This window comes from Bradyrhizobium sp. LeoB3, assembly GCF_055456055.1.
In genome coordinates, this window is the sequence record NZ_JBVBEF010000041.1 from 47,972 (window position 1) to 69,082 (window position 21,111).

Annotated in this window: 19 protein-coding genes; 13 read left to right on the top strand and 6 right to left on the bottom strand. The window is 64.7% G+C overall.

Features of this window, described 5'->3' with window-relative positions; translation table 11 throughout:
• Position 1 precedes the first annotated feature (1 nt).
• The 6 genes from fba (at position 2) to ACZXDY_RS24540 (ending at position 5,244) form a co-directional block, all read left to right on the top strand.
• Positions 2 to 1,069, top strand: a complete 1,068-nt coding sequence (gene fba / locus ACZXDY_RS24515) for a class II fructose-bisphosphate aldolase (protein WP_130226481.1) — start codon at positions 2 to 4, stop codon at positions 1,067 to 1,069.
• A gap of 291 nt (positions 1,070 to 1,360) precedes the next feature.
• Entirely contained in the window at positions 1,361 to 2,386 is a 1,026-nt protein-coding gene (locus ACZXDY_RS24520) for a class I fructose-bisphosphate aldolase (RefSeq protein ID WP_464347262.1), read from the top strand.
• Complete coding sequence (locus ACZXDY_RS24525) at positions 2,387 to 3,073, top strand: thiamine phosphate synthase (protein ID WP_464347263.1); 687 nt, start codon at positions 2,387 to 2,389, stop codon at positions 3,071 to 3,073.
• A complete protein-coding gene (locus tag ACZXDY_RS24530) occupies positions 3,070 to 4,170 on the top strand; it encodes an SEL1-like repeat protein (RefSeq protein WP_464347264.1) in 1,101 nt (366 codons plus the stop codon). The genes ACZXDY_RS24525 and ACZXDY_RS24530 overlap by 4 nt, the downstream gene beginning before the upstream one ends.
• An 87-nt stretch (positions 4,171 to 4,257) precedes the next feature.
• Complete coding sequence (locus tag ACZXDY_RS24535; protein ID WP_028163727.1) at positions 4,258 to 5,049, top strand: inositol monophosphatase family protein; 792 nt, start codon at positions 4,258 to 4,260, stop codon at positions 5,047 to 5,049.
• Positions 5,050 to 5,244, top strand: a complete 195-nt coding sequence (locus ACZXDY_RS24540; protein WP_464347265.1) for a DUF2537 domain-containing protein — start codon at positions 5,050 to 5,052, stop codon at positions 5,242 to 5,244.
• Here ACZXDY_RS24540 and ACZXDY_RS24545 read toward each other — a convergent pair.
• Entirely contained in the window at positions 5,160 to 8,312 is a 3,153-nt protein-coding gene (locus tag ACZXDY_RS24545; protein ID WP_464347266.1) for a multidrug efflux RND transporter permease subunit, read from the bottom strand. The genes ACZXDY_RS24540 and ACZXDY_RS24545 overlap by 85 nt on opposite strands.
• Positions 8,313 to 8,318: 6 nt before the next feature.
• Complete coding sequence (locus tag ACZXDY_RS24550) at positions 8,319 to 9,530, bottom strand: efflux RND transporter periplasmic adaptor subunit (RefSeq protein WP_155255152.1); 1,212 nt, start codon at positions 9,528 to 9,530, stop codon at positions 8,319 to 8,321.
• Positions 9,531 to 10,119: 589 nt separating this feature from the next.
• On the opposite strand from ACZXDY_RS24550, the gene ACZXDY_RS24555 reads away from it, so the two are divergent.
• From ACZXDY_RS24555 to ACZXDY_RS24565, 3 genes are all read left to right on the top strand, one after another.
• Complete coding sequence (locus ACZXDY_RS24555) at positions 10,120 to 11,121, top strand: hypothetical protein (protein WP_028163730.1); 1,002 nt, start codon at positions 10,120 to 10,122, stop codon at positions 11,119 to 11,121.
• A 221-nt stretch (positions 11,122 to 11,342) separates the two neighbouring features.
• Entirely contained in the window at positions 11,343 to 12,371 is a 1,029-nt protein-coding gene (locus ACZXDY_RS24560; RefSeq protein ID WP_028163731.1) for a peptidoglycan -binding protein, read from the top strand.
• Positions 12,372 to 12,504: 133 nt separating this feature from the next.
• Positions 12,505 to 12,954: a GNAT family N-acetyltransferase gene (locus ACZXDY_RS24565; RefSeq protein WP_464347267.1), complete on the top strand. Its 450-nt coding sequence runs from the start codon at positions 12,505 to 12,507 to the stop codon at positions 12,952 to 12,954.
• Positions 12,955 to 12,972: 18 nt separating this feature from the next.
• Here ACZXDY_RS24565 and ACZXDY_RS24570 read toward each other — a convergent pair whose 3' ends face one another.
• Positions 12,973 to 14,832 (bottom strand): ABC transporter ATP-binding protein/permease, encoded by a 1,860-nt coding sequence (locus ACZXDY_RS24570; RefSeq protein WP_464347268.1) that lies wholly within the window; start codon positions 14,830 to 14,832, stop codon positions 12,973 to 12,975.
• Between the two features lie 183 nt (positions 14,833 to 15,015).
• Between ACZXDY_RS24570 and rpmE the strand changes: the two genes are divergently transcribed.
• The gene (rpmE, locus tag ACZXDY_RS24575; protein WP_028163734.1) at positions 15,016 to 15,243 is read left to right on the top strand and encodes a 50S ribosomal protein L31; all 228 of its coding nucleotides are present in this window, start codon (positions 15,016 to 15,018) and stop codon (positions 15,241 to 15,243) included.
• 168 nt (positions 15,244 to 15,411) lie between these two features.
• Here rpmE and rcdA read toward each other — a convergent pair whose 3' ends face one another.
• Positions 15,412 to 15,924 (bottom strand): protease adaptor protein RcdA, encoded by a 513-nt coding sequence (gene rcdA, locus ACZXDY_RS24580; RefSeq protein WP_028163735.1) that lies wholly within the window; start codon positions 15,922 to 15,924, stop codon positions 15,412 to 15,414.
• On the opposite strand from rcdA, the gene ACZXDY_RS24585 reads away from it, so the two are divergent.
• Positions 15,923 to 16,114, top strand: a complete 192-nt coding sequence (locus tag ACZXDY_RS24585) for a hypothetical protein (RefSeq protein WP_464347269.1) — start codon at positions 15,923 to 15,925, stop codon at positions 16,112 to 16,114. The genes rcdA and ACZXDY_RS24585 overlap by 2 nt on opposite strands.
• Positions 16,115 to 16,328: 214 nt before the next feature.
• Here the strand turns inward: ACZXDY_RS24585 and ACZXDY_RS24590 are convergent, their stop codons facing one another.
• Positions 16,329 to 16,520: a DUF1192 domain-containing protein gene (locus tag ACZXDY_RS24590; protein ID WP_028163736.1), complete on the bottom strand. Its 192-nt coding sequence runs from the start codon at positions 16,518 to 16,520 to the stop codon at positions 16,329 to 16,331.
• A gap of 154 nt (positions 16,521 to 16,674) precedes the next feature.
• On the opposite strand from ACZXDY_RS24590, the gene ACZXDY_RS24595 reads away from it, so the two are divergent.
• Together ACZXDY_RS24595 and ACZXDY_RS24600 are read left to right on the top strand one after the other, a co-directional pair.
• Positions 16,675 to 17,676, top strand: a complete 1,002-nt coding sequence (locus tag ACZXDY_RS24595) for an NAD(P)H-quinone oxidoreductase (protein WP_464347270.1) — start codon at positions 16,675 to 16,677, stop codon at positions 17,674 to 17,676.
• A 119-nt stretch (positions 17,677 to 17,795) separates the two neighbouring features.
• Entirely contained in the window at positions 17,796 to 20,672 is a 2,877-nt protein-coding gene (locus ACZXDY_RS24600) for an EAL domain-containing protein (RefSeq protein ID WP_028163738.1), read from the top strand.
• Positions 20,673 to 20,773: 101 nt separating this feature from the next.
• On the opposite strand, the gene ACZXDY_RS24605 is transcribed toward ACZXDY_RS24600, so the two are convergent.
• Positions 20,774 to 21,052, bottom strand: coding sequence for a DUF7662 domain-containing protein (locus ACZXDY_RS24605; RefSeq protein WP_464347271.1), 279 nt, complete (start codon positions 21,050 to 21,052; stop codon positions 20,774 to 20,776).
• Positions 21,053 to 21,111: the final 59 nt, after the last annotated feature.

A 21,111-nucleotide genomic window follows, 5' to 3' on the forward strand; every position in this document is an offset into this window, starting at 1 on the left:
GATGGCGCGCATTACCTTGCGGCAACTGCTCGACCATGCGGCTGAGCACGATTACGGGGTGCCGGCCTTCAACATCAACAATATGGAGCAGGCGCTGTCGATCATGGAGGCAGCCTCGAGCGTTGACGCGCCCGTCATCATCCAGGCTTCGCGCGGCGCACGCGCCTATGCCAATGACGTGATGCTCAAGCACATGATGGACGCCCTCACCGAGATCTATCCGCAGATCCCGGTCTGCGTGCATCTCGACCACGGCAACGAGCCCGCCACCTGCATGACCGCGATCCAGTCCGGCTTCACCTCTGTCATGATGGACGGCTCGCTGAAGGCCGACGGCAAGACGCCCGGCGACTGGGATTACAATGTCGGCGTGACCAGGACGGTCACGAACATGGCCCATCTCGGCGGCATTTCGGTGGAAGGCGAACTCGGCGTGCTCGGCTCGCTCGAGACCGGCATGGGCGACAAGGAAGACGGCCACGGCGCCGAAGGCAAGCTCTCCCACGACCAGCTGCTGACCAATCCGGATGAAGCCGTGAAGTTCGTGAAGGAGACCAAGGTTGACGCACTCGCGATCGCGATGGGCACCTCGCACGGCGCCTACAAGTTCACCCGCAAACCGGACGGCGACATCCTCGCCATGAACGTGATCGAGGAGATCCACCGTAAATTGCCGAACACGCATCTGGTGATGCACGGCTCCTCTTCCGTGCCGCAGGACCTGCAGGACATCATCAACGAGTTCGGCGGCAAGATGAAGCCGACCTGGGGCGTGCCTGTCTCCGAGATCCAGCGCGGCATCAAGAACGGCGTGCGCAAGATCAACATCGATACCGACAACCGCATGGCGATGACCGGGCAGATCCGCAAGGTGTTCAAGGAACACCCGGAAGAGTTCGACCCGCGCAAATATTTGAAGCCCGCGATGGAAGCGATGACCAAGCTGTGCAAGCAGCGGCTGCAGGAGTTCAATACCGCCGGCCAGGCCAGCAAGATCAAGAAGGTGCTGACCACGGCGGAAATGGCCAAGCGCTACGCTAAGGGCGAGCTCGATCCGAAGGTGGCGTGAAGCCGCCGCTGCCGTAGCCCGGGTGAAGCGAAAGCGTAACCCGGGGCCACGTGCAACGCGGACACAGATGTCGCGGGGTTACGCGTTCCGCTCCACCCGGGCTATAAGCTCTCCACCCTCCCCTCGCACCCGGAAGGCGGAGGGTCGTTCGATTTGTAGTCGCTGTTCGATTTTAATGTTAATCCTGCTCCGGCTTGCGCGACCGCCGGCCGCGGCGAACGTTTTCTAGGCAATTGCCCGATAACCGCCTATTTTGGTTTGCAAGGGCATGAACCATCTGGAGGACGTTCCATGAATCTCGCTGACCTCAACAAGATCGCGCTTGCCATGGTCACCCCGGGCAAGGGCATTTTGGCCGCCGACGAATCCTCAGGGACCATTAAGAAGCGCTTCGACGCGATCGGCGTGGAATCGACCGAGGAGAACCGTCGCGACTACCGCGAGATGCTGTTTCGCTCGACGGAGGCGATGAGCAAATATGTCTCCGGCGTCATCCTCTATGACGAGACGATCTGGCAGAACGCGAAGGACGGCACGCCGCTGGTCAAGCTGATCGAGCAGGCCGGCAGCATCCCCGGCATCAAGGTGGACGAGGGCACGCAAGCCTTGCCCGCCTGCCCCGGCGAACTCGTGACCGTCGGCCTCGACAAGCTTGCCGATCGGCTGAAGAAATACTACGAGCGCGGCGCGCGCTTTGCGAAATGGCGCGCCGTGATCGACATCGGACAGGGTATTCCCACGACCACCGCAATCCATGTCAACGCGCATGCGCTGGCGCGCTACGCCGCGCTGTGCCAGGCAGCACAGATCGTGCCGATCGTCGAGCCGGAGGTGCTGATGGACGGCGGCCATGACATCGACCGCTGTTACGAGGTGACGCAGCAGGTGCTCAACACCGTATTCCGCGAACTGTTCATGCAGCGCGTCGAGCTCGAAGGCATGGTGCTGAAGCCGAATATGGTGGTATCCGGCAAGAAGAGCCCGAAGCAGGCATCGGTGCAGGAGGTTGCCGAAAAGACCATCCGGCTCCTGAAGGCCTGCGTGCCCGCGGCCGTGCCCGGCATTGCCTTCCTCTCCGGCGGCCAGAGCGATGAAGAGGCGACCGCGCATCTTGACGCCATGAACCGGATCGGCGGCCTGCCCTGGAAACTCACCTTCTCCTACGGCCGCGCGCTGCAGGCGGCGCCGCAGAAGGCGTGGTCCGGCAAGGCCGGGAATGTCGCGGCCGGCCAGCGCGCCTTCACCCACCGCGCGCGCATGAACGCGCTCGCGAGCAAGGGCGAGTGGGAGACCGGCCTGGAAAAGAAGGTGGCATAATTGGCCGCAAAGCCCGTTCCGCCGCGCCCGGCGCCGCGCCTCTATCTCGCGACGCCGGTGGTGGAAGATCCCTCCGAACTCTTCGCAAGCCTGCCCGCTTTGCTCGCCGCGGCCGATGTCGCGGCAGTGCTGGTGCGGCTGCGCGAGACCGACCAGCGCACGATGATCTCGCGCGTGAAAGCGCTGGCGCCGGTGGTCCAGAACGCGGCCGCCGCGCTCCTGATCGACGGCCATGTCGAGCTCGTCGCGCGCGCCGGCGCCGACGGCGCGCATCTCACCGGCCTTGCCGCGCTGGAGGACGCGCTGCCGTCGCTGAAGCCGGACCGCATCGCCGGCGTCGGCGGGCTGCCGACGCGCCACGAGTCCATGGCCGCCGGCGAGCTCGGCGCCGATTACGTGCTGTTCGGCGAGCCCGATGCGAGCGGGCAGCGGCCCTCGACGCAGGCGATCGCCGAGCGGCTCAACTGGTGGGACGAATTGTTCGAGCCGCCCTGCGTCGGCTACGCCATTTCGCGTGAAGAGGCTTTCGAATTTGCAGCCGCCGGCGCAGACTTCGTCCTGGTCGGCGATTTCATCTTCGCCGACCAGCGCGGCGCTGGCACAGCGCTCGCCGAGGTCGGCGCGACCATCCGCGAAGCGCATGCGAGCGCGGTTGGGAAGACAAGGGCAGGACTGACTCCGGAATGAGTCTGCTGCGTCCAATAGCGGTGGTGCTCGGCTGCGCCGTGCTGACGACGGGCGCGGTCGCGCAGATTTCGCTGACGCCGCCCGCCGCACAGGCGCCGGCCAGCAAGCCGGCTCCGAAAAAGGAAGCGCCGAAGCCTGCGCCAAAGCCGAAGGCAGCAGCGGAAAAGCCGAAGGCCGCGGCGGAAAAGAAGCCGGCCGCGCCAAAGCCGTCGCCTTCACCTTCGCCATCGCCGGCCCCGACGCACCCGTTCGACGATCCCAATGTCGATCTCGTCTATGGCGCCTATCAGCGCGGCCTCTACAAGACCGCCTTCGACCTCGCCACCAACCGCGCAAACTACGCCCGCGACCCCAAGGCGATGACGATGCTGGGCGAGCTTTATGCCAACGGGCTCGGCGTCAAGCGCGATTACGGCAAGGCGGCCGAATGGTACCAGCGCGGGTCCGACGCCGGCGACCGCGAGGCGATGTTCGCGCTCGCGATGATGCGGCTTGCCGGCCGCGGCGGCCCGGTGAACAAGGACGAGGCAGTCAAGCTGCTGGCGTCCTCGGCCAAGCTCGGCAATCCCAAGGCGGCCTATAATCTGGCGCTGCTCTATCTCGACGGCCAGACGCTGCCGCAGGACCTCAAGCGCTGTGCCGAATTGTTGCGGATGGCGGCCGACGCCGGCAGTCCCGAGGCGCAGTACGCGCTCGCGACCTTCTACAAGGAGGGCACCGGCGTGCCCAAGGATCTCGAGAAATCGGTGCGGCTGTTGCAGGCCGCCTCGCTCGCCGACAATGTCGATGCCGAGGTCGAATATGCGATCGCGCTCTACAACGGCTCCGGCACGCCGCGGAACCAGCCGGCGGCGGTGGCGCTATTGCGCAAGGCGGCCCGGCAGAACTCGCCAATCGCGCAGAACCGCCTCGCCCGCCTGCTCGCCACCGGCCAGGGCGTGCCGCAGGACAAGGTCGAGGCGTTGAAATGGCACACCGTCGCCAAGACCGCAGGCAAGGGCGACCCGGAACTGGACGAGATGCTGCTGGACATGAGCCCGCAGGACCGCGCCAAGGCCGAGGAGGCCGCACGCAATTGGCTCGGCACCGGCAAATGACGCCTTGACGGCGCCATCCCGAGAGGGCACGCAGTCGGAAATCCCCGACGGCGCTTGGGCCGTTTTCCCACCGACAAGCCCTCCATCATGCTCTATTCCGCCCTCATCAACGTCATGGTCAAGGCCGCGCGCCGCGCCGGCCGCAGCCTCAAGCGCGATCTCGGCGAGATCGAGCACCTGCAGGTGTCGCTGAAGGGGCCGGCGAACTTCGTCTCGCTGGCCGACAAGCGCGCCGAGGAGATGCTCTACACCGACCTCGCCAAGGCCCGCCCGGGCTACGGCTTCATCGGCGAGGAAGGCGGCACCCGCGAGGGCACCGACAAGAGCCACAGCTGGATCGTCGATCCGCTCGACGGCACCACCAACTTCCTGCACGGGATCCCGCAATTCGCGATCTCGATCGGGCTGGCGCGCGAGGGCACGGTGATCGCGGGGGTGATCTACAACCCCGCCAATGACGAGCTCTATATCGCCGAGCGCGGCAAGGGCGCCTTCCTCAACGACCAGCGTCTGCGCGTCGCCGGCCGCCGCAGGCTTGACGAATGCGTGGTCGCCTGCGGCCTGCCCCATATCGGCCGCGGCGACCATGGACTGGCGCTGAAGGAGATGGCCGTGCTGCAGAACAAGGTCGCCGGCTTCCGCCGCTTCGGCGCCGCCTCGCTCGACCTCGCCTTCGTCGCCGCCGGCCGCCTCGACGGCTATTGGGAACGCAACCTCTCCCCGTGGGACATCGCAGCCGGGCAGATCATGGTGCGCGAGGCCGGCGGCACCGTGAGCGGCATCGAGGGCAATGACGATCCGTTGCAAACCGGACACGTGGTCTGCGGTAACGAATTCGTGCACGGCGAACTGGTGAAGATTTTGAAGCCGCTGGGATAGTTGCTTCTTTGCAACCAAGTCGTCATGGCCGGGCTTGACCCGGCCATCCAACATCATCGCAAAGAGCCGTTTTGGCGATGGATTGCCGGGTCAAGCCCGGCAATGACATGTCAGTGCGTTGGCCGTGCCGGTGCCGCACGCGGCTGCTGCGGCGCCGCCTCCTTCGGCTCGCGGTCGCCGGCCAGCACGCGTTGAACGCTGACGAAGAACACCGGGACCATCAACAGCGCCAGGATCACGACCGCGATCATGCCGCCCATGACGACGGTGCCGAGCGCCTGCTGGCTGGCGCCGCCGGCGCCGCTGGCGATCGCCATCGGGAACACGCCGAACACGAAGGCGAGGCCGGTCATCAGGATCGGGCGGAAACGCAGCGAACAGGCCTCGATGGTCGCCTCGAGCAGCGGCTTGCCATGGGCGCGCAGGTCCTTGGCGAATTCGATGATCAGGATGGCGTCCTTGGCGGCAAGGCCGATGATGGTGATCAGGCCGACGGTGAAATAGACGTCGTTGGCGAGCCCGCGCATGCTCGCGGCGATCACCGCGCCGGTGACGCCGAGCGGTATGGTCAGCAGCACCGCGATCGGAATCGTCCAGCTCTCGTACAGCGCGGCGAGCAGGAGGAACACGACCAGCACCGACAAGCCTAGCAGGAACGGCGCCTGCGAGCCCGACAGCTTCTCCTGCAGCGACTGTCCGGTCCACTCATAGCCGAACCCGCGCGGCAATCTGTTCGCGAGCCGCTCCATCTCGTTCAGGGCATCGCCCGAGGTATAGCCGGCTCGCGCCTCGCCGGAGATGCGCACGGCGGGATAATAGTTGAAGCCCGCGATCTGGGTCGGTCCCTTCTGCCATTCGACCGTGGCGAAGGACGAGAATGGCACGAGCTGCCCGCGGTTGTTCTTGACGTTGTAATTCAGGATATCATCCGCATTCATGCGGGTGAACTTGTCCGCCTGCACCACGACGCGCTGCATGCGGCCGCGGTTCGGGAAATCGTTGATGTAGTTCGAGCCGAGATTGGTCGAGATCGTATTGTTGATGTCCTCGAAGGTGACGCCAAAGGCGCCGGCCTTTTCCCGGTCGATCACCAGATTGACCTGCGGCGCCGGCGGCAGGCCTTCGATATAGACCTTCTGCAGCACGGGGCTGGCATTGGCTTCCGCGATCAGGCGGTCGGCGGCGGCCATGAGCTGGGCGTAACCCTTCTGGCCGCGGTCCTGCAGGCGGAACGAGAAGCCCGAGGAGTTGCCGAGGTTGTCGATCGGCGGCGGCTGCAGCGCCGAGATCTTGGCGTCGCGGATCGATGAAAGGTCGCGGTTGATGTCGGCGACGATTGCGGCCGCCGAATCCTTCGGCCCGCGCTCCGACCAGTCCTTCAGCGTGATGAAGGCCTGCGCGGTGTTGAAGCCCTGGCCGAGGAAGCTGAAGCCGGTGAGAAACGTGACGTTCTCGATGGCGGAGCGTGCCAAAAGATACTTCTCGACCTTCTCGATCGCGGCCTCGGTGCGGGCGAAGGAGGAATCCGAGGGCGTCTGCACGTCGGTGGTGATGAAGCCCTGGTCGTCGACCGGCAGGAAGCCGCCGGGCAGCCGCATGAAGCCCCAGCCAAGCCCGACCAGAAGCGCAACATAGATCAGCATCAGTCGTCCGGTGCGCTTCAGCGTCCATCCAACCGTGCGCGTATAGCCGTCGCGGCCGGCATCGAGCGTGCGGTTGAACCAGCCGAACACGCCGCGGCGGGCATGGCCGTGCCCGGCCGTGACCGGCTTGAGCAATGTCGCGCACAGCGCCGGCGTCAGCGACAGCGCCAGCAGCGCCGAGAACGAGATGGCGGCGACCATGGTGACCGAGAACTGGCGGTAGATGATGCCGACCGATCCCGGGAAGAACGCCATCGGGATGAACACGGCAACCAGCACCAGCGTGATGCCGATGATGGCGCCGGTGATCTGCGACATCGCCTTGCGGGTCGCCTCCTTCGGAGGCAAGCCCTCCTCGGCCATGATGCGCTCGACGTTCTCGACCACGACGATGGCGTCGTCGACGAGGATGCCGACCGCCAGCACCATGCCGAACATGGTCAGCATGTTGATGGAATAGCCGAGAAGCATCAGCGTGGCGCAGGCGCCAAGCAGCGCGACGGGCACGACGATGGTCGGGATGATGGTGTAGCGGATGTTCTGCAGGAACAGGAACATCACAATGAAGACCAGCACCACGGCTTCGACCAGCGTCGTCAGCACCTTCTCGATCGCAGCCTCGACCACGGGCGTGATGTTGTAGGGGATCTCATAAGAGATGTTGGCCGGGAAGAAGCGCGACAGCTCCTTCATCTTGGCTTCCACCGCGCTTGCGGTCGCGAGCGCGTTGCCGGTCGGCGACAGCAGCACCGAGAGGCCCGCCGTCGGCTTGCCGTTGAGGCGGGTCTGGAACTGGTAGCTGAGGCCGCCGATCTCAAGCCGCGCAACGTCGCGCAGGCGCACGGTCGAGCCATCAGGATTGGCGCGCAGGATGATGGCGCCGAACTCGTCCGGCGAAGAGAGCTGGCCCTTCACCAGAACCAGCGCCGAAACCCGTTGCGAGTCCGTCGCCGGCTCCGCGCCGATGCTGCCCGAGGCGACCTGCGCGTTCTGCGCGGCAATTGCCTTGTTGACGTCGTCGGCGGTCAAGCCGTAGCCGACCAGCTTTGCCGGATCGAGCCAGATGCGCAAGGAGCGCTCGGTCGAATACAGCGTGGCGCGGCCGACGCCGGGGATGCGGCGGATTTCCCCGAGCACATTGCGGATCATGAAGTCGCCAAGCCCGATTTCATCGAGGCTGCCATCGGTCGAGTTCAGCGTGATGATCTGCAGCACCGCGCTGGACGCTTCCTCGACCAGGATGCCCTGCTGGATCACGGCGCGCGGCAGGCGCGCCTCGATGCGCTTGAGGCGGTTCTGCACCTCGACGGAGGCCTGGCTGGTCTCGGTGCCCGGGACGAAATTGGCGATGATCTCGACCTGGCCGAGCGAGTCGCTGGTGGATTCGAAATTCAGGATGCCGGAGGCGCCGTTCAGCTCCTCCTCGATCAGCCGGGTGACGCTGTTATAGAGATTTTCCGGCGAGGCGCCGGGATAGCTGGTCGAGATCGAGATCGAGGGCGGCGCAATGATCGGATATTGCGCGATCGCCAGCAGCGGAATCGAGATCGCGCCGATCAGGCAGATGAAGAGCGCGACGACCCAGGCGAAGATCGGCCTGTCGATGAAAAAGCTCGCCATCTCGGATCACCGCAGCGCTTGCGCGGCTTTATTTTCCCCCGGCACAACGATCGAAGCATCCGCCGCCTCGGTGAATGCCTGCGGCCGGACCTTGTCGCCTGCCGCAAATTTCTGGAAGCCCTCGACCACGACGCGGTCGCCGGACTTCAGACCTTCGGTCACGAACACCTGCCCATTCTGCAGCGAGCCGGTACGCACGGGCTGAACCGCGACGCGACCGTCGTCCTTGACCACGAACACCTCGCTGCCGCCACCGCCATTGCGCTGAATCGCCTGCTGCGGGACCGCGATCGAGTCGGAATCGATGCCCTGCTCGATCAGCACGCGCACATACATGCCCGGCAACAATTCGCGCCTTGGATTGGGGAACTCGCCACGCAGGGTCACCTGCCCGGTATAGGCGTCAACCTTGGCGTCCGAGAACAAGAGCTTGCCGGGAATCGAATAGATCGTGCCATCGTCCTGCAACAGGCGCACCTTCATCGCGTCGGGCGCGATGCGGTCGAGTTCGCCGGTCTCGAATGCGCGGCGTAGCTGGTTGAGCTCGGTGACCGACTGGGTGAAGTCGGCATAGATCGGATCGATCTGTTGGATGGTCGCAAGCGAGGTGGAATCGTTCTGCACCACCAGCGCGCCTTCGCTGACCAGGGCGGCGCCGACGATGCCGTCGATGGGAGCACGGATGGTGGCGTAATCCAGATTGAGCTTGGCGCGCGCGAGATCCGCCTCGCGGGCCGCGACATCCGCTTCGGCCTGGCGCTGCGCGGCAATCGCCTTCTCGTTCTCGGCCTCGGGCATCGCCTTCTGGCTGTAGAGCGTGGTAACGCGATGCGCGTGCTGGGCCGCCTGATCGAGCACGGCCTTGGCGCGCGCGAGCGCAGCCTGATTGGACTGCACCTCAACCTCGAACGGCCGCGGGTCGATGCGATACAGGGGATCACCGGCCTTCACCTCGGTGCCCTGGTGGAACAGGCGCTCGACGACGATGCCGGAAACGCGCGGGCGGACTTCGGCGACCCGCGTCGGCGCGACGCGGCCGGGCAGCTCGCGCACCACCGCGCGCGGCTGCGGCTTGGCGATGACAATGCTGACCTCGGGTTCGGGCGCCGCATCCGACGCAGCGGTCGCCGCAGTCGGCTCATCACAACCGGCCAGCAGTGGCGCCGTGGCGGCCAGCATCAGGAGAATGCATGCCGTTCGTGCGCGTAGTCCGGACATTGAAAGCGTCGCCCCGAGTTTGAATTGTTGAACACACATGAAAACGCGGCGTCTCTGCCGACTCCGCCTTGTCACGCTATTCAGGATAAGGTGGGGGTGCTGCGACGCAATACATGACGGCGGCGGCTCAATGTCACATACGGAGAACATATTGAATTAGCATATTTTTCTCCGATTCACCGGATTGTGAAACCGGTTCCATCGGAGCTTGTGGGGGTAACGGACTGCGTCTTCTCCGACGCAGCGGCTGAGACCCGATTTTCTCGAGCGCGCATCGGGGAGAATCGGCTTCCGGCGTTTTCCGATGGTTTGTCCCTCTCCAGCGATCCGGTGCAGGCATCCGTCCCCCTGCCTTCGCGACACTGCCGAATGAGGATCGGGTGCGCGTCCCGCTAAGCCGAGGTCGGCGATTCGCCCAATTGATGATGCGCGGAACATTGCCGAACGAGACGATTTTGGTGGATGACGCTGCTGCGGTCGTCGCCCAATTCCGCTTCCGCCGCGAATCACTGGTTTCCTGTCTTTCTTCCCTTGGCCGCTGTGCCATATTGGCTGCCCAACGCGGCTTTTCGCAACGGACATGCCGGCAATGCCCTCCTCTCCCCGCTCCGACATGGAGACCGAACTCAGCAAACTGTCCTCTCCACGGATCTTCCTGGTGCGGATGCTGGTATTTCTGGTGCTGTGCGCACTGATCGGCATCGTTCTCTACAAGCAGATCGTCGTCGCCTTCTTCGCCAATCCGGGGCTGAACGCGCTGATCGGCGCGGTGCTCTTGATCGGCATCATCCTGTCGTTCCGCCAGGTGATCCGGCTCTATCCCGAGGTGCGATGGGTCAACAATTTCCGAATCGCCGATCCCGGGCTCGCGATCGACCGGCGGCCGACCTTGCTGGCGCCGATGGCGGCGATCCTCGGCGGCGAGCGCAGCGGGCGGATGTCGATCAGCCAGCAGACGATGCGGCACCTGCTCGACTCCATCGCGACCCGCCTCGACGAGGCACGCGACATCTCGCGCTACATGACGGGCCTTTTGGTGTTCCTCGGCCTGCTCGGCACCTTCTGGGGCCTGATCGAAACCGTCGGCTCGGTCGGCAAGGTGATCGATGGATTGAAGGTCGGCGGCGACGCCGGCGCGCTGTTCGACACGCTGAAGGAGGGCCTCGCCGCCCCGCTCGGCGGCATGGGCATCTCCTTCTCGTCCTCGCTGTTCGGCCTCGCCGGTTCCCTGATCCTCGGCTTCCTCGACCTGCAATCCAGCCAGGCACAGAACCGTTTCTATACCGACCTTGAGGACTGGCTTGCGACCACGGTGCGCGAATACGCCGGCGACGGCGTCGTGGCCGCCGCAGGTGGTGGCGGCAACCTGCAGCACGCGATCGAGCGGCTGCGTGTCGCGGTGGAGGAAGGCGCGGGAACCCGCGGCACCACCGCGGCGATGGCCAATCTGGCCGAAGCGATCCAGGGATTGGTTGCGCATATGCGCACCGAGCAACAGATGATCCGGGAATGGGCCGACGGCCAGGGCGAACAGAACCGCGAGATCAAGCGCCTGCTCGAACGCCTCGCGCGTCAGCCGGAGAAGAGTTAGAGAGACGGGGACGGTGTCGATCTTGAAGACGGACGAGAGCCACACGGTTACCTCTCCCGGAGTGAGAGGTCGGCGCGTAGCGCCGGGTGAGGGCGCCCGGTCTATCGATAGAGCAAAACCCCTCACCCGGATCGCCGAGGCGATCCGACCTCTCCCTCCGGGAGAGGTGTAACTTGCGGCCTCCCTGGAGGTACCTTTGCTAACGCTAGTAGAGAGTCAAAATGGCCCTTGCCCGTGCCCGCCGCGGTGAATCCGGCTTCAACTACTGGCCGGGCTTCGTGGACGCGCTGTCGACGCTGGTGCTGTCGATCGTGTTCCTGCTCTCGGTGTTCCTGGTGGTGCAGTTCTTCCTGTCGCAGGAAGTCTCCGGCAAGGACAAGGCGCTGGAACAGCTCAACGCCAAGATCGCCCAGCTCAACGACATGCTGTCGCTTGAAAAGCTCGGCAAGCTCAGCCTCGGCGAACAGATCGCGCAGCTCCGCGCCGGACTTGCCTCGGCCGAAGGCGAGCGCGACCGTGTCAAGGGCCTCTATGAGGGTCTGGCCAATGCCGGCAGCGACGCGCAGGGCCGCGCCACCGAACTCACCAAGGCGCTCGATTCCGAGAAGCTGGTCTCCGCGCGGGCGCTGGCGCAAATCGAAGTGCTGAACCAGCAGATCAGCGCATTGCGTCGCCAGCTTGCCGCCCTCGAAGAAGCGCTCGATGCTTCTGAGAAACGTGACAAGGAATCGCAGGGGCGCATCGCCGATCTCGGCCAGCGATTGAACGTGGCGCTGGCGCAGCGGGTGCAGGAACTATCGAGGTACCGCTCGGAGTTCTTCGGCCGCCTGCGCGCCATCCTGGGCAACCGGCCAGACGTCCGCATCGTCGGCGACCGCTTCGTGTTCCAGTCCGAAGTCTTCTTCGATACCGGACAGGCCACCCTGCTGCCCGAAGGCCGCGCCGAGCTCGACAAGCTCGCGGCTGCCCTGATCGACCTCGACAAGCAGATCCCGAGCGAGATCGCCTGGGTGCTCCGCGTCGACGGCCACACCGACGTGCGGCCGATCAACAGCCCGGTGTTCAAGTCGAACTGGGATCTCTCCGCCGCACGCGCGATCTCGGTGGTGCAGTATCTGGTCTCGCTCGGGGTGCCCGCACAGCGGCTCGTCGCCGCCGGCTTTGGCGAATTCCAGCCGCTCGACACCGCGCAGACGGAAGACGCCTACAAGCGTAACCGCCGCATCGAACTGAAGCTGACGGAACGGTAACGGCGATGTTGGGCTGGCTCTCGCCACAGCGTCATGGCCGGGCTTGTCCCGGCCATCCACGTTCTCTGGCGTCGCGAGCAGGAAGGACGCGGATGCCCGGGACAAGCCCGGGCATGACGGCGTTGGTGGCAGCTTGAGCGGGGCTTTTGACCTCCGCCCCTATCGCGCCGAGGACGAGGACGCGGCGATCGAGCTTTGGCGGCGAACCTGGCAGCAGGCCTATCCGACGATCGATTTCGATGCGCGCGTGGCGTGGTGGCGCGAGCGCTGGCGCGGCGAACTGGTGCCGAAGGCAACCATCATCGTCGCGGAAGAGGCAAACGCGCTGATCGGTTTCGTGACCATCGATGCAAGCGGCTATCTCGACCAACTGGTGGTCGATCCCACGCATTGGGGTTCAAAGCTGGCAAGCGCGCTGGTCGATGAAACCAAGCGCCTTTCGCCTGATGGCGTCACGCTGCTGGTCAATAAGGACAATGCGCGGGCCATCCGTTTTTATGAACGAAACGGCTTTGTGCATGCCGGCGAGGACGTCAACCCGACGTCAGGACGTCCGGTACTGAAGATGCGGTGGAAGCCGTAGAGCCGAGATCGTGAGGTCTCAAATCCCTTCGAACTGCAACCTTGCCAGCCGCGCATAGAGCCCGTTGGCGGCGACCAGCTCGGCATGGGTGCCCTGCTCGACGATCTTGCCATGCTCCATCACCAGGATGCGGTCGCAGGAGAGCACGGTCGCGAGCCGGTGTGCGATGACCAGTGTGGTGCGGTGGCGCATCAGCTCTTCCAGCGCGGTCTGCACCAGCGTCTCGCTTTCGGCGTCGAGCGCGGAGGTGGCTTCATCGAGCAGCAAAAGCGGCGCATCGCGCAGGATCGCGCGTGCGATCGCGATGCGCTGGCGCTGGCCGCCCGACAATGTGACACCGCGTTCGCCGAGCTGGGCCTCGAAGCCGCCGGGCAGCCGGCGCAGGAATTCGGTAGCGTGCGCGAGGTCGGCGGCGCGCTCGACTTCGGCATCGGAAGCATCGGGCCGCCCGAAACGGATGTTCTCGCGCGCCGACGCTGCGAACACCACGGTGTCTTGCGGCACCAATGCCATGCGCGAGCGCACCACGCTTGGATCGGCCTGCCGGATCGGCACGCCGTCGAACGAGATCGTGCCCGAGGCGGGATCATAGAAGCGCAGCAACAGATGGAACAGCGTGCTCTTGCCCGCGCCGGAGGGACCGACGATCGCGACCTTCTCGCCTGATCGCACCGAGAACGAGACACCGTCGACGGTCTTCACGGACCGCCGCGTCGGATAGGCGAAGCTGACATTGTCAAACGCAACGTCACCACGCGCGGGCTGCGGCAGCGCGAGCGGCGCGGCCGGCGCCGTGATCTCCGGCTTGACCCGCAGGATCTCGAACAGCCGCTCCGCCGCACCGGAGGCTGCGGAGATTTCGCCCCAGACTTCGCTGAGCTGGCCGAGGGCGCTCGCAGCAAAGGCGCTGTAGAGAATAAACTGGCCCAAACGTCCCGGCGTCATCGCGCCCGCGAGCACGTCGTGCGAACCGACCCAGAGAATCAGCACCACGCTCGAGAACACGATGAAGATGATGATCAAGGTGAGCACGGCCCGTGCGCGGGTGGAGCTGCGCGCGGCGTCGTAGGCCTGCTCGACCTCGCCACCGAAGCGCGTGGCGGCGAGCCGCTCGCTGGTGAAGGCCTGCACGGTCCGGATGGCGCCGACCAGCTCGGAAGCATAGGCGCTGGCGTCCGCGAGCGTATCCTGCGCATTGCGCGACAAGCGTCGCACCCAGCGCCCGAACGCGACCAGCGGGATCACGATGATCGGGATCGCCAAGAGCACGAAGCCGGAAAGCTTCGGGCTGGTGACCACCATCATCGCGGCGGCACCGAGGAACAGCATCATGTTGCGGAGCGCGATCGACACGGAGGCGCCGACCGCTGATTTGATCTGGGTGGTATCGGCGGTCAGGCGCGACACCAACTCGCCGCTGCGCGCGGAATCGAAGAAGGACGGCGACAGCGAGATCAGATGCGCGAACACGTCGCGCCGGAGATCGGCGACGATGCGCTCGCCGATCGTCATGACCAGGTAATAGCGGGAGGCGCTGGCGCCGGCGAGCACCGCCACCACCGCGATCATCACACTGAAGTAGTTGTTGATCATGGCGATGCCTTCGGCCGTGAAGCCGAAGTCGATCACGCGCCGGATCGCGACCGGCACGATCAGCGTCGTGATCGCCGCAACCGTCAGAGAAATAAAAGCGAGGATCGCCCGTCCGCGGTAGCGCGCCACATAGGGCGCGAGCGCCAGCAGCGGCTTCAGCCTGGCGCGGCTCTTCCCTTCCGTCTCGGTCAAGGTGGCTTCAACCAGCGCTTCGCCTTCGAGCAGCGCATCGCGCCGCGGCGGCATCGGGCTGGGCGGGTGGTCAAGCTGTTCGGCTGCGCTCATCGGGACAAGGACCAGTTTTTATGTTTTCCAGATAGGCCCCGCGGAAGCGGCTGGCAAATCCGGAAGAGTCCTAATCCGGTGATCCCCGGTGGCTTGTTTTGCGGGTTTCCTTACGCTATAGAGCGGCCCAAATCCCGTATCTTTGGACCACTTGCGACGGGCGCCGGCGCGCCGAAGGATGCCATGAAAGCCGATATTCACCCGAATTATCATACGATTACGGTCGTGATGACCGACGGCACCGAGTACCAGACCCGCTCCACCTGGGGCAAGGAAGGCGACAAGCTGCAGCTCGATATCGACCCCAGGTCGCATCCGGCCTGGACCGGCGGCTCGCAGCAGATCCTCGACCGCGGCGGCCGCGTGTCGCGGTTCCAGAAGAAGTTTTCCGGCTTTTTGAAAAAGGACTGAGCGCAAGGCTGCGCTTCCTTCTTCCTTTTCGACGTTCAACGAACGCCCCTGCCAAATCAGGGGCGTTTTTGTTTCCACGCGTCATTGCGAGCGCAGCGAAGCAATCCATGGCACCCCGCGGCGCTATGGATTGGTTCGCTACGCTCGCAATGACGGTTAGAGTTGCAGTTACCGTTCGAACGCGGCCTTCAGGCGGTTGAGCTGCGGCACCAGCGGGTTGCCGATCGCGGCGCGATCGGCGGGCGGCGCATGGATCGTGGTGTCGAGCCGGCGCACGCGTGCCTGCAGGTCCATCGAGCGGGTGATCAGGTCCTGCAATTGTTGCGGCAGTTTCTCGATCAGTTCCGCCGGACCCGGATCTGCCGCGGAGAGCTTGACCTTGGTCTTCTCCCGATTGGCCTGGGTCAGCGTCATCTCGCCTTCCTTTACCGCGCGATGCAGCAGCAGCCAGGAGGCAAGCTGCATCAAACGGGTGGTCAGGCGCATGCTTTCGGTCGCATAGGTCAGGCTGACGGACCGTTCCAGCGCCTTGGCCTGGCCGCGGCCGTCGCCATCGAGATAGGCGGCGGTCTCCTCGACCAGGTCCATGCCCTCACGGAACAAGGCTCCGAATGCCGCAGAATTGGTCAGCCGCTCGCTGAACAGAACAAGTGCGGAATCGCTTTGCGACCGCTCCAGCATGGTTAACGCCCTCACGCCACTTTTAATTTTGAACACCGCCAGCTTTGGCGCCAGCTTTATGATGAACAAATCATTGCGCTTGCGGGGCGAAGAGTCCAGCCGCATCCGGATTTATGGTTTCCGGCCGCATGGCGGCGACGACAAGCCTGTGACAAAGCCAAAAAAGAGCCGCCGTTTCCGGCGGCTTTGAAGTTGATAACAGGGAGGCGTCAAACAGAGTGGACAGGAGCCACTCGGTGTCCAAACGAGGACGATGCAGTCATAAACGAGAAAGCTTAATTGATCGTAAATGAGCGATTTTGTTTAAGCTTCGTTTGCCATATCGGCCATTGGCCTAGTTTGGGACAGGATACCAGTTTCGTAGCCCGGATGGAGCGCAGCGCAATCCGGGCTACGGGTGAGCGCTACGATTTGAAGAAGCTGTTGGCGGCTTCCTTGGAGGCGCGCTTCTTTGTCATCGCTTCGCGCAGGCGCTCCACTTCGGCCGAGAGCATCGCGATGCGGTCGGTCAATTCCTCGACCGAGAGCAGCGACAGGTCCTGCCCGATCTCGTGCGAAATCTTCTTCCTCGGCCGGTCGTCATCTTCCATCGCCATGCGCGTTCTCCGTGCTTTGCTTCAAGTATGAAAGCCGGTCTCCACTTTCCGGCCATGCTCTGTCACGATCCCGTTGCGGCGGTTGCCAGCGCGATGCAGGCTGGGTAATCAACGTGCCGCGTCTGGAATCCTCCCATTTCGCCAAGGAAAAACCATGGAAAAGCTGCCCGCGCAAATGACCGTCGTCGGCATCAGCAAGCCCGGCGGGCCGGAAGTATTGCTGCCGGAGACGCGCCCGGTGCCGGTACCGGGCCAGGGCGAAATCCTGGTCAAGGTGAAGGCGGCCGGCGTCAACCGGCCTGACGTGGCGCAGCGTTCCGGTTCCTATCCGCCGCCACCCGGCGCGAGCGATCTGCCCGGCCTCGAGATATCAGGCGAAGTGGTGGCGGTCGGTCCCGGCGCCACCAGGCACAAGGTCGGCGACACCGTGATGTCGCTGGTCGCCGGCGGCGGCTATGCGCAATATTGCATCGCGCAGGACGGGCAGGCGATGGCGGTGCCGCCGTCGCTATCGATCGAGGAAGCCGGCGCGCTTCCCGAAACTTTGATGACGGTGTGGCACAATGTGTTCGAGCGCGGCGGCCTGCAAAAAGGCGAGACGCTGCTGATCCATGGTGGCTCCTCCGGCATCGGCACCATGGCGATCCAGCTTGCGAAGGCGTTCGGCGCCAAGGTGATCATCACCGTCGGTTCGCAGGACAAGGCGGAGGCCTGCCTCAAGCTTGGCGCCGATCGCGCGATCAACTACAGGACCGAGGATTTCGTAGCCGAGGTGAAGGCCGCAACCGATGGCGCCGGCGCCAATGTCATCCTCGACATGGTCGGCGGCGACTATATCGACCGCAACTACGACGCAGCCGCCGTCGAAGGGCGGATCGTGCAGATCGCCTTCCTGGCCGGAGCGCCAAAAGCGAGCGCCAATTTCGCGAAACTAATGGTGAAGCGCCTGCACCATACGGGCTCGACGCTCCGCCCCCGTAGTAATGCGGACAAGGCGGCAATGGTCGCGGCGATCGAGGCCAAGGTAATGCCGCTACTCCGCGAGGGGCGGGTAAAGCCGCTGATGGACAGCACTTTCCCATTGGAAAAGGCGGCCGACGCTCACCGGCGAATGGAAACCAGCGCACATATTGGCAAAATTGTGTTGGTCGTTTAACGCTTCCACTGCCGGCCTAGCCGGAAACCCTTTGATTTCCTTCGCTTTCGTGGCATTTATCCGGGAGCGGCGGGGCGCTGGTTCGCCCGCATGAATCGTGAAAGCGCGGAGTACTGACATTGCGTCTGATCAGGTGGCTTGCGCCGCTTGCGCTGGCCCTCATGATGGTTGTCGGCGCCGCTCCGGCGCGCGCAGTTGACGCCGTCAGCGTCCGCAGCGACGCGCCCGCGATCGATCTCACCGCCGTTCTCGACCACCAGCGCAGCGAGACCGACCGCATCCAGGTCTCGACCGCGCCCGGCACCGACGGCATCGTCCGCCGCATCGAGGTCCGCGCCCGCGAGGGCGGGCAATATTGGGTGGTGTTCGCGCTCGCCAACAATACCGACGACCAGCTCGACCGCCTGATCGTCGCGCCGCATTACCGCATCGTCTCATCCGGCCTGTTCTGGCCGGATCTCGGCCTGTCGCGCATCGCTACCATCACGCCGTCGGTCGGCGACCGTCCCGAGCGGCAGGAAAGCCCGACTGCCGACGTGTTCCGCATCACGCTCGATCCGGGCGCGGTCGTCACCTATGTCGCGGAATTGCGCACCGACAAGCTCCCGCAGCTCTATCTGTGGGAGCCGGAGTCCTACAAGGACAAGGTCAACTCGTTCACGCTCTACCAGGGCATCGTGATCGGTATTTCCGGCCTGCTAGCGCTGGTGCTGACGATCCTGTTCGTGGTCAAGGGCAGCATCATGTTTCCGGCGGCAGCCGCGCTCGCCTGGGCGGTGCTGGTCTATATCGGCGTCGATTTCGGCTTCTGGGGCAAGGTGCTCGACATGTCGAACAACGCCGAGCGCGTCTGGCGCGCGGCGGGCGAGGCGATATTGGCGGCGACGCTGCTCGTGTTCCTGTTCGCCTATCTCAATTTGAGCCGGTGGCATGTGCGCTATTCCCACATCACCATCGGCTGGCTGCTGTTCCTGGGATCGCTGGTGGCGCTGGCGCTGTTCGATCCGGCGGTGGCTTCCGGCATCGCGCGCATGTCGCTCGTCATGATCGCCTTCGCCGGCTTTGCCCTGATCGTCTATCTCTCGACCCACGGCTTCGATCGCGCCGTGCTCTTGATCCCGACCTGGTTCCTGCTGGTGGTCTGGGTGGTCGCGGCCGGCATGACGGTGGCGGGCAGCGTCACCAACGACATCGTCGGCCCGGCGCTGCTCGGCGGCCTCGTGCTGATCGTGATGCTGATCGGCTTCACGGTGATGCAGCACGCGTTTGCCGGCGGCGGCGCCACCACCGGCGTCGTCTCCGATGTCGAGCGGCGGGCGCTGGCACTGACCGGCTCAGGCGACCTGATCTGGGACTGGGACGTCTCCGCCGACAAGGTGTTCACCAGCCCAGAGACCGAGGCCCTGCTTGGCCTGAAGCGCGGCACGCTGGAAGGACCGGCGGCGACATGGCTCGAGGTGCTGCATCCGCTCGACCAGGACCGTTTCCGTGCCGCGCTCGACAGCGTGCTCGACCAGCGCCGTGGCCGCCTGGTGCAGGATTTCCGGCTGCGCACGCCGGATGGCCATTTCATGTGGTTCGCGCTGAAGGCGCGGCCTGTCGTCGGCTCCGACGGCGAGGTCTCGCGCGTCGTCGGCACACTCACCGACGTCACCGACATCAAGAACTCCGAAGAGCGGATGCTGCATGACTCGGTCCACGACAATCTGACCGGCCTGCCCAACCGCAAATTGTTCATGGACCGGCTCAGCGCGGTCGCCAATCTCGCAAAGACGGTGCCGACGCTGCGGCCGACATTGATGGTGATCGACCTCGACCGGTTCAAGCAGGTCAACGACTCCGTCGGCATGGCGGTCGGCGATTCCATCCTGCTGACGCTGGCGCGCCGCCTGACCCGCATCCTCAAACCCCAGGACACGCTGGCGCGATTGGCCGGCGACCAGTTCGGCCTGATCCTGTTGTCGGAGCAGGACCCGGCGCGGATCACCGCCTTTGCCGAGACCATCCGCAAGACCATCCGCGCCCCGATCGCCTTCAACGACCGCGAGATATTCCTGACCGCCTCGATCGGGCTGGCGCTCTCCGACCCGCAGACGCAGCTCACCGACGAGATCATCAAGGACGCCGAGCTTGCGATGTATCATTCCAAGCGCATCGGCGGCGACCGCATCGACGTCTACAAGCCGGCGATGCGCGCGCGCAAGACCGACCGGCTGACGCTGGAGAGCGAATTGCGCCGCGCCATCGAGCGGCAGGAGATCACCATCCTCTACCAGCCGATCGTGCGCCTTGAGGACCGCTCGATCGCCGGCTTCGAGGCCCTCTCGCGCTGGGATCATCCGAAACTCGGGCGGATGTCGCCGTCCGAATTCATCTCCATCGCGGAGGAGATCGGCCTGATCGTCGACCTCGGCACGTTCGTGATGGACCAGACCGCGCGGCAGCTTTCGATCTGGCAACGCGCGATGCGCTCGCGCGAGCCGATCTTTGCCTCCGTCAACGTCTCCTCACGGCAATTGCTGCGCCACGACCTGATCCACGACATCAGGACCGTGCTGTCACGCTCCTCGGTGGCACGCGGCACGCTGAAATTGGAATTGACGGAATCGCTGGTGATGGAGAATCCGGAGCACGCCGCGCAGATGCTGGCGCGCATCCGCGAGCTCGGCACCGGGCTCTCCCTGGACGATTTCGGCACCGGCCACTCCTCGCTGTCCTACCTGCAACGCTTCCCGTTCGACACCATCAAGATCGACCAGTCCTTCGTCCGCACCACCAGCCGCGGCACCCGGCCCGTGATCCTGAAATCGATCATCGCGCTCGCCCACGACCTCGGCATGGACGTGGTGGCGGAAGGCGCGGAAACGGATTCGGATGCGGTCGAGCTCTACCAGCTCGGCTGCGAATACGCGCAGGGCTTCGCCTTCGGCGAACCGATGGATGCCGACGCCGCAATGCGCCTGCTCACCGAGGAGCGGCTGGAAGCCGCGAGCTGATCTTCCGCTGTCGTCCCGGCCTTGAGCCGGGACCCATAACCACAAGTGTGCATTTTGCAGCACGCTGGAGCCACAGCGAGCTTAACAACAACGCCCTGTGGTTATGGGTTCCCGCCTGCGCGGGAACGACGCTGGGGCAGCCGCTTGAACTTCACGCTGTTGCCGTCGGCTTGGCGCGTGGCGACGTAGCCGGCTTCGAGACAGGCTTCACGCTGCGGCATCCTTTCCTGTGGACTACGCAGGCTATCCCACCAGGAGGCGCGCTGCGCCGCGCGCGGCAGCGGCGCGTCGATGATGGTCTCGATCTCCTCGAAGCTGAGCACCAGTTCGGTCAGCGTCTGCCTCTTCAGATAGTCCCGCAATGGGCCGTAATCGTTCACCTCAGGTCCCTTGAATTCACGCCATTGCCGAAAATTGTCAGTCGAACCAACCAACCGTT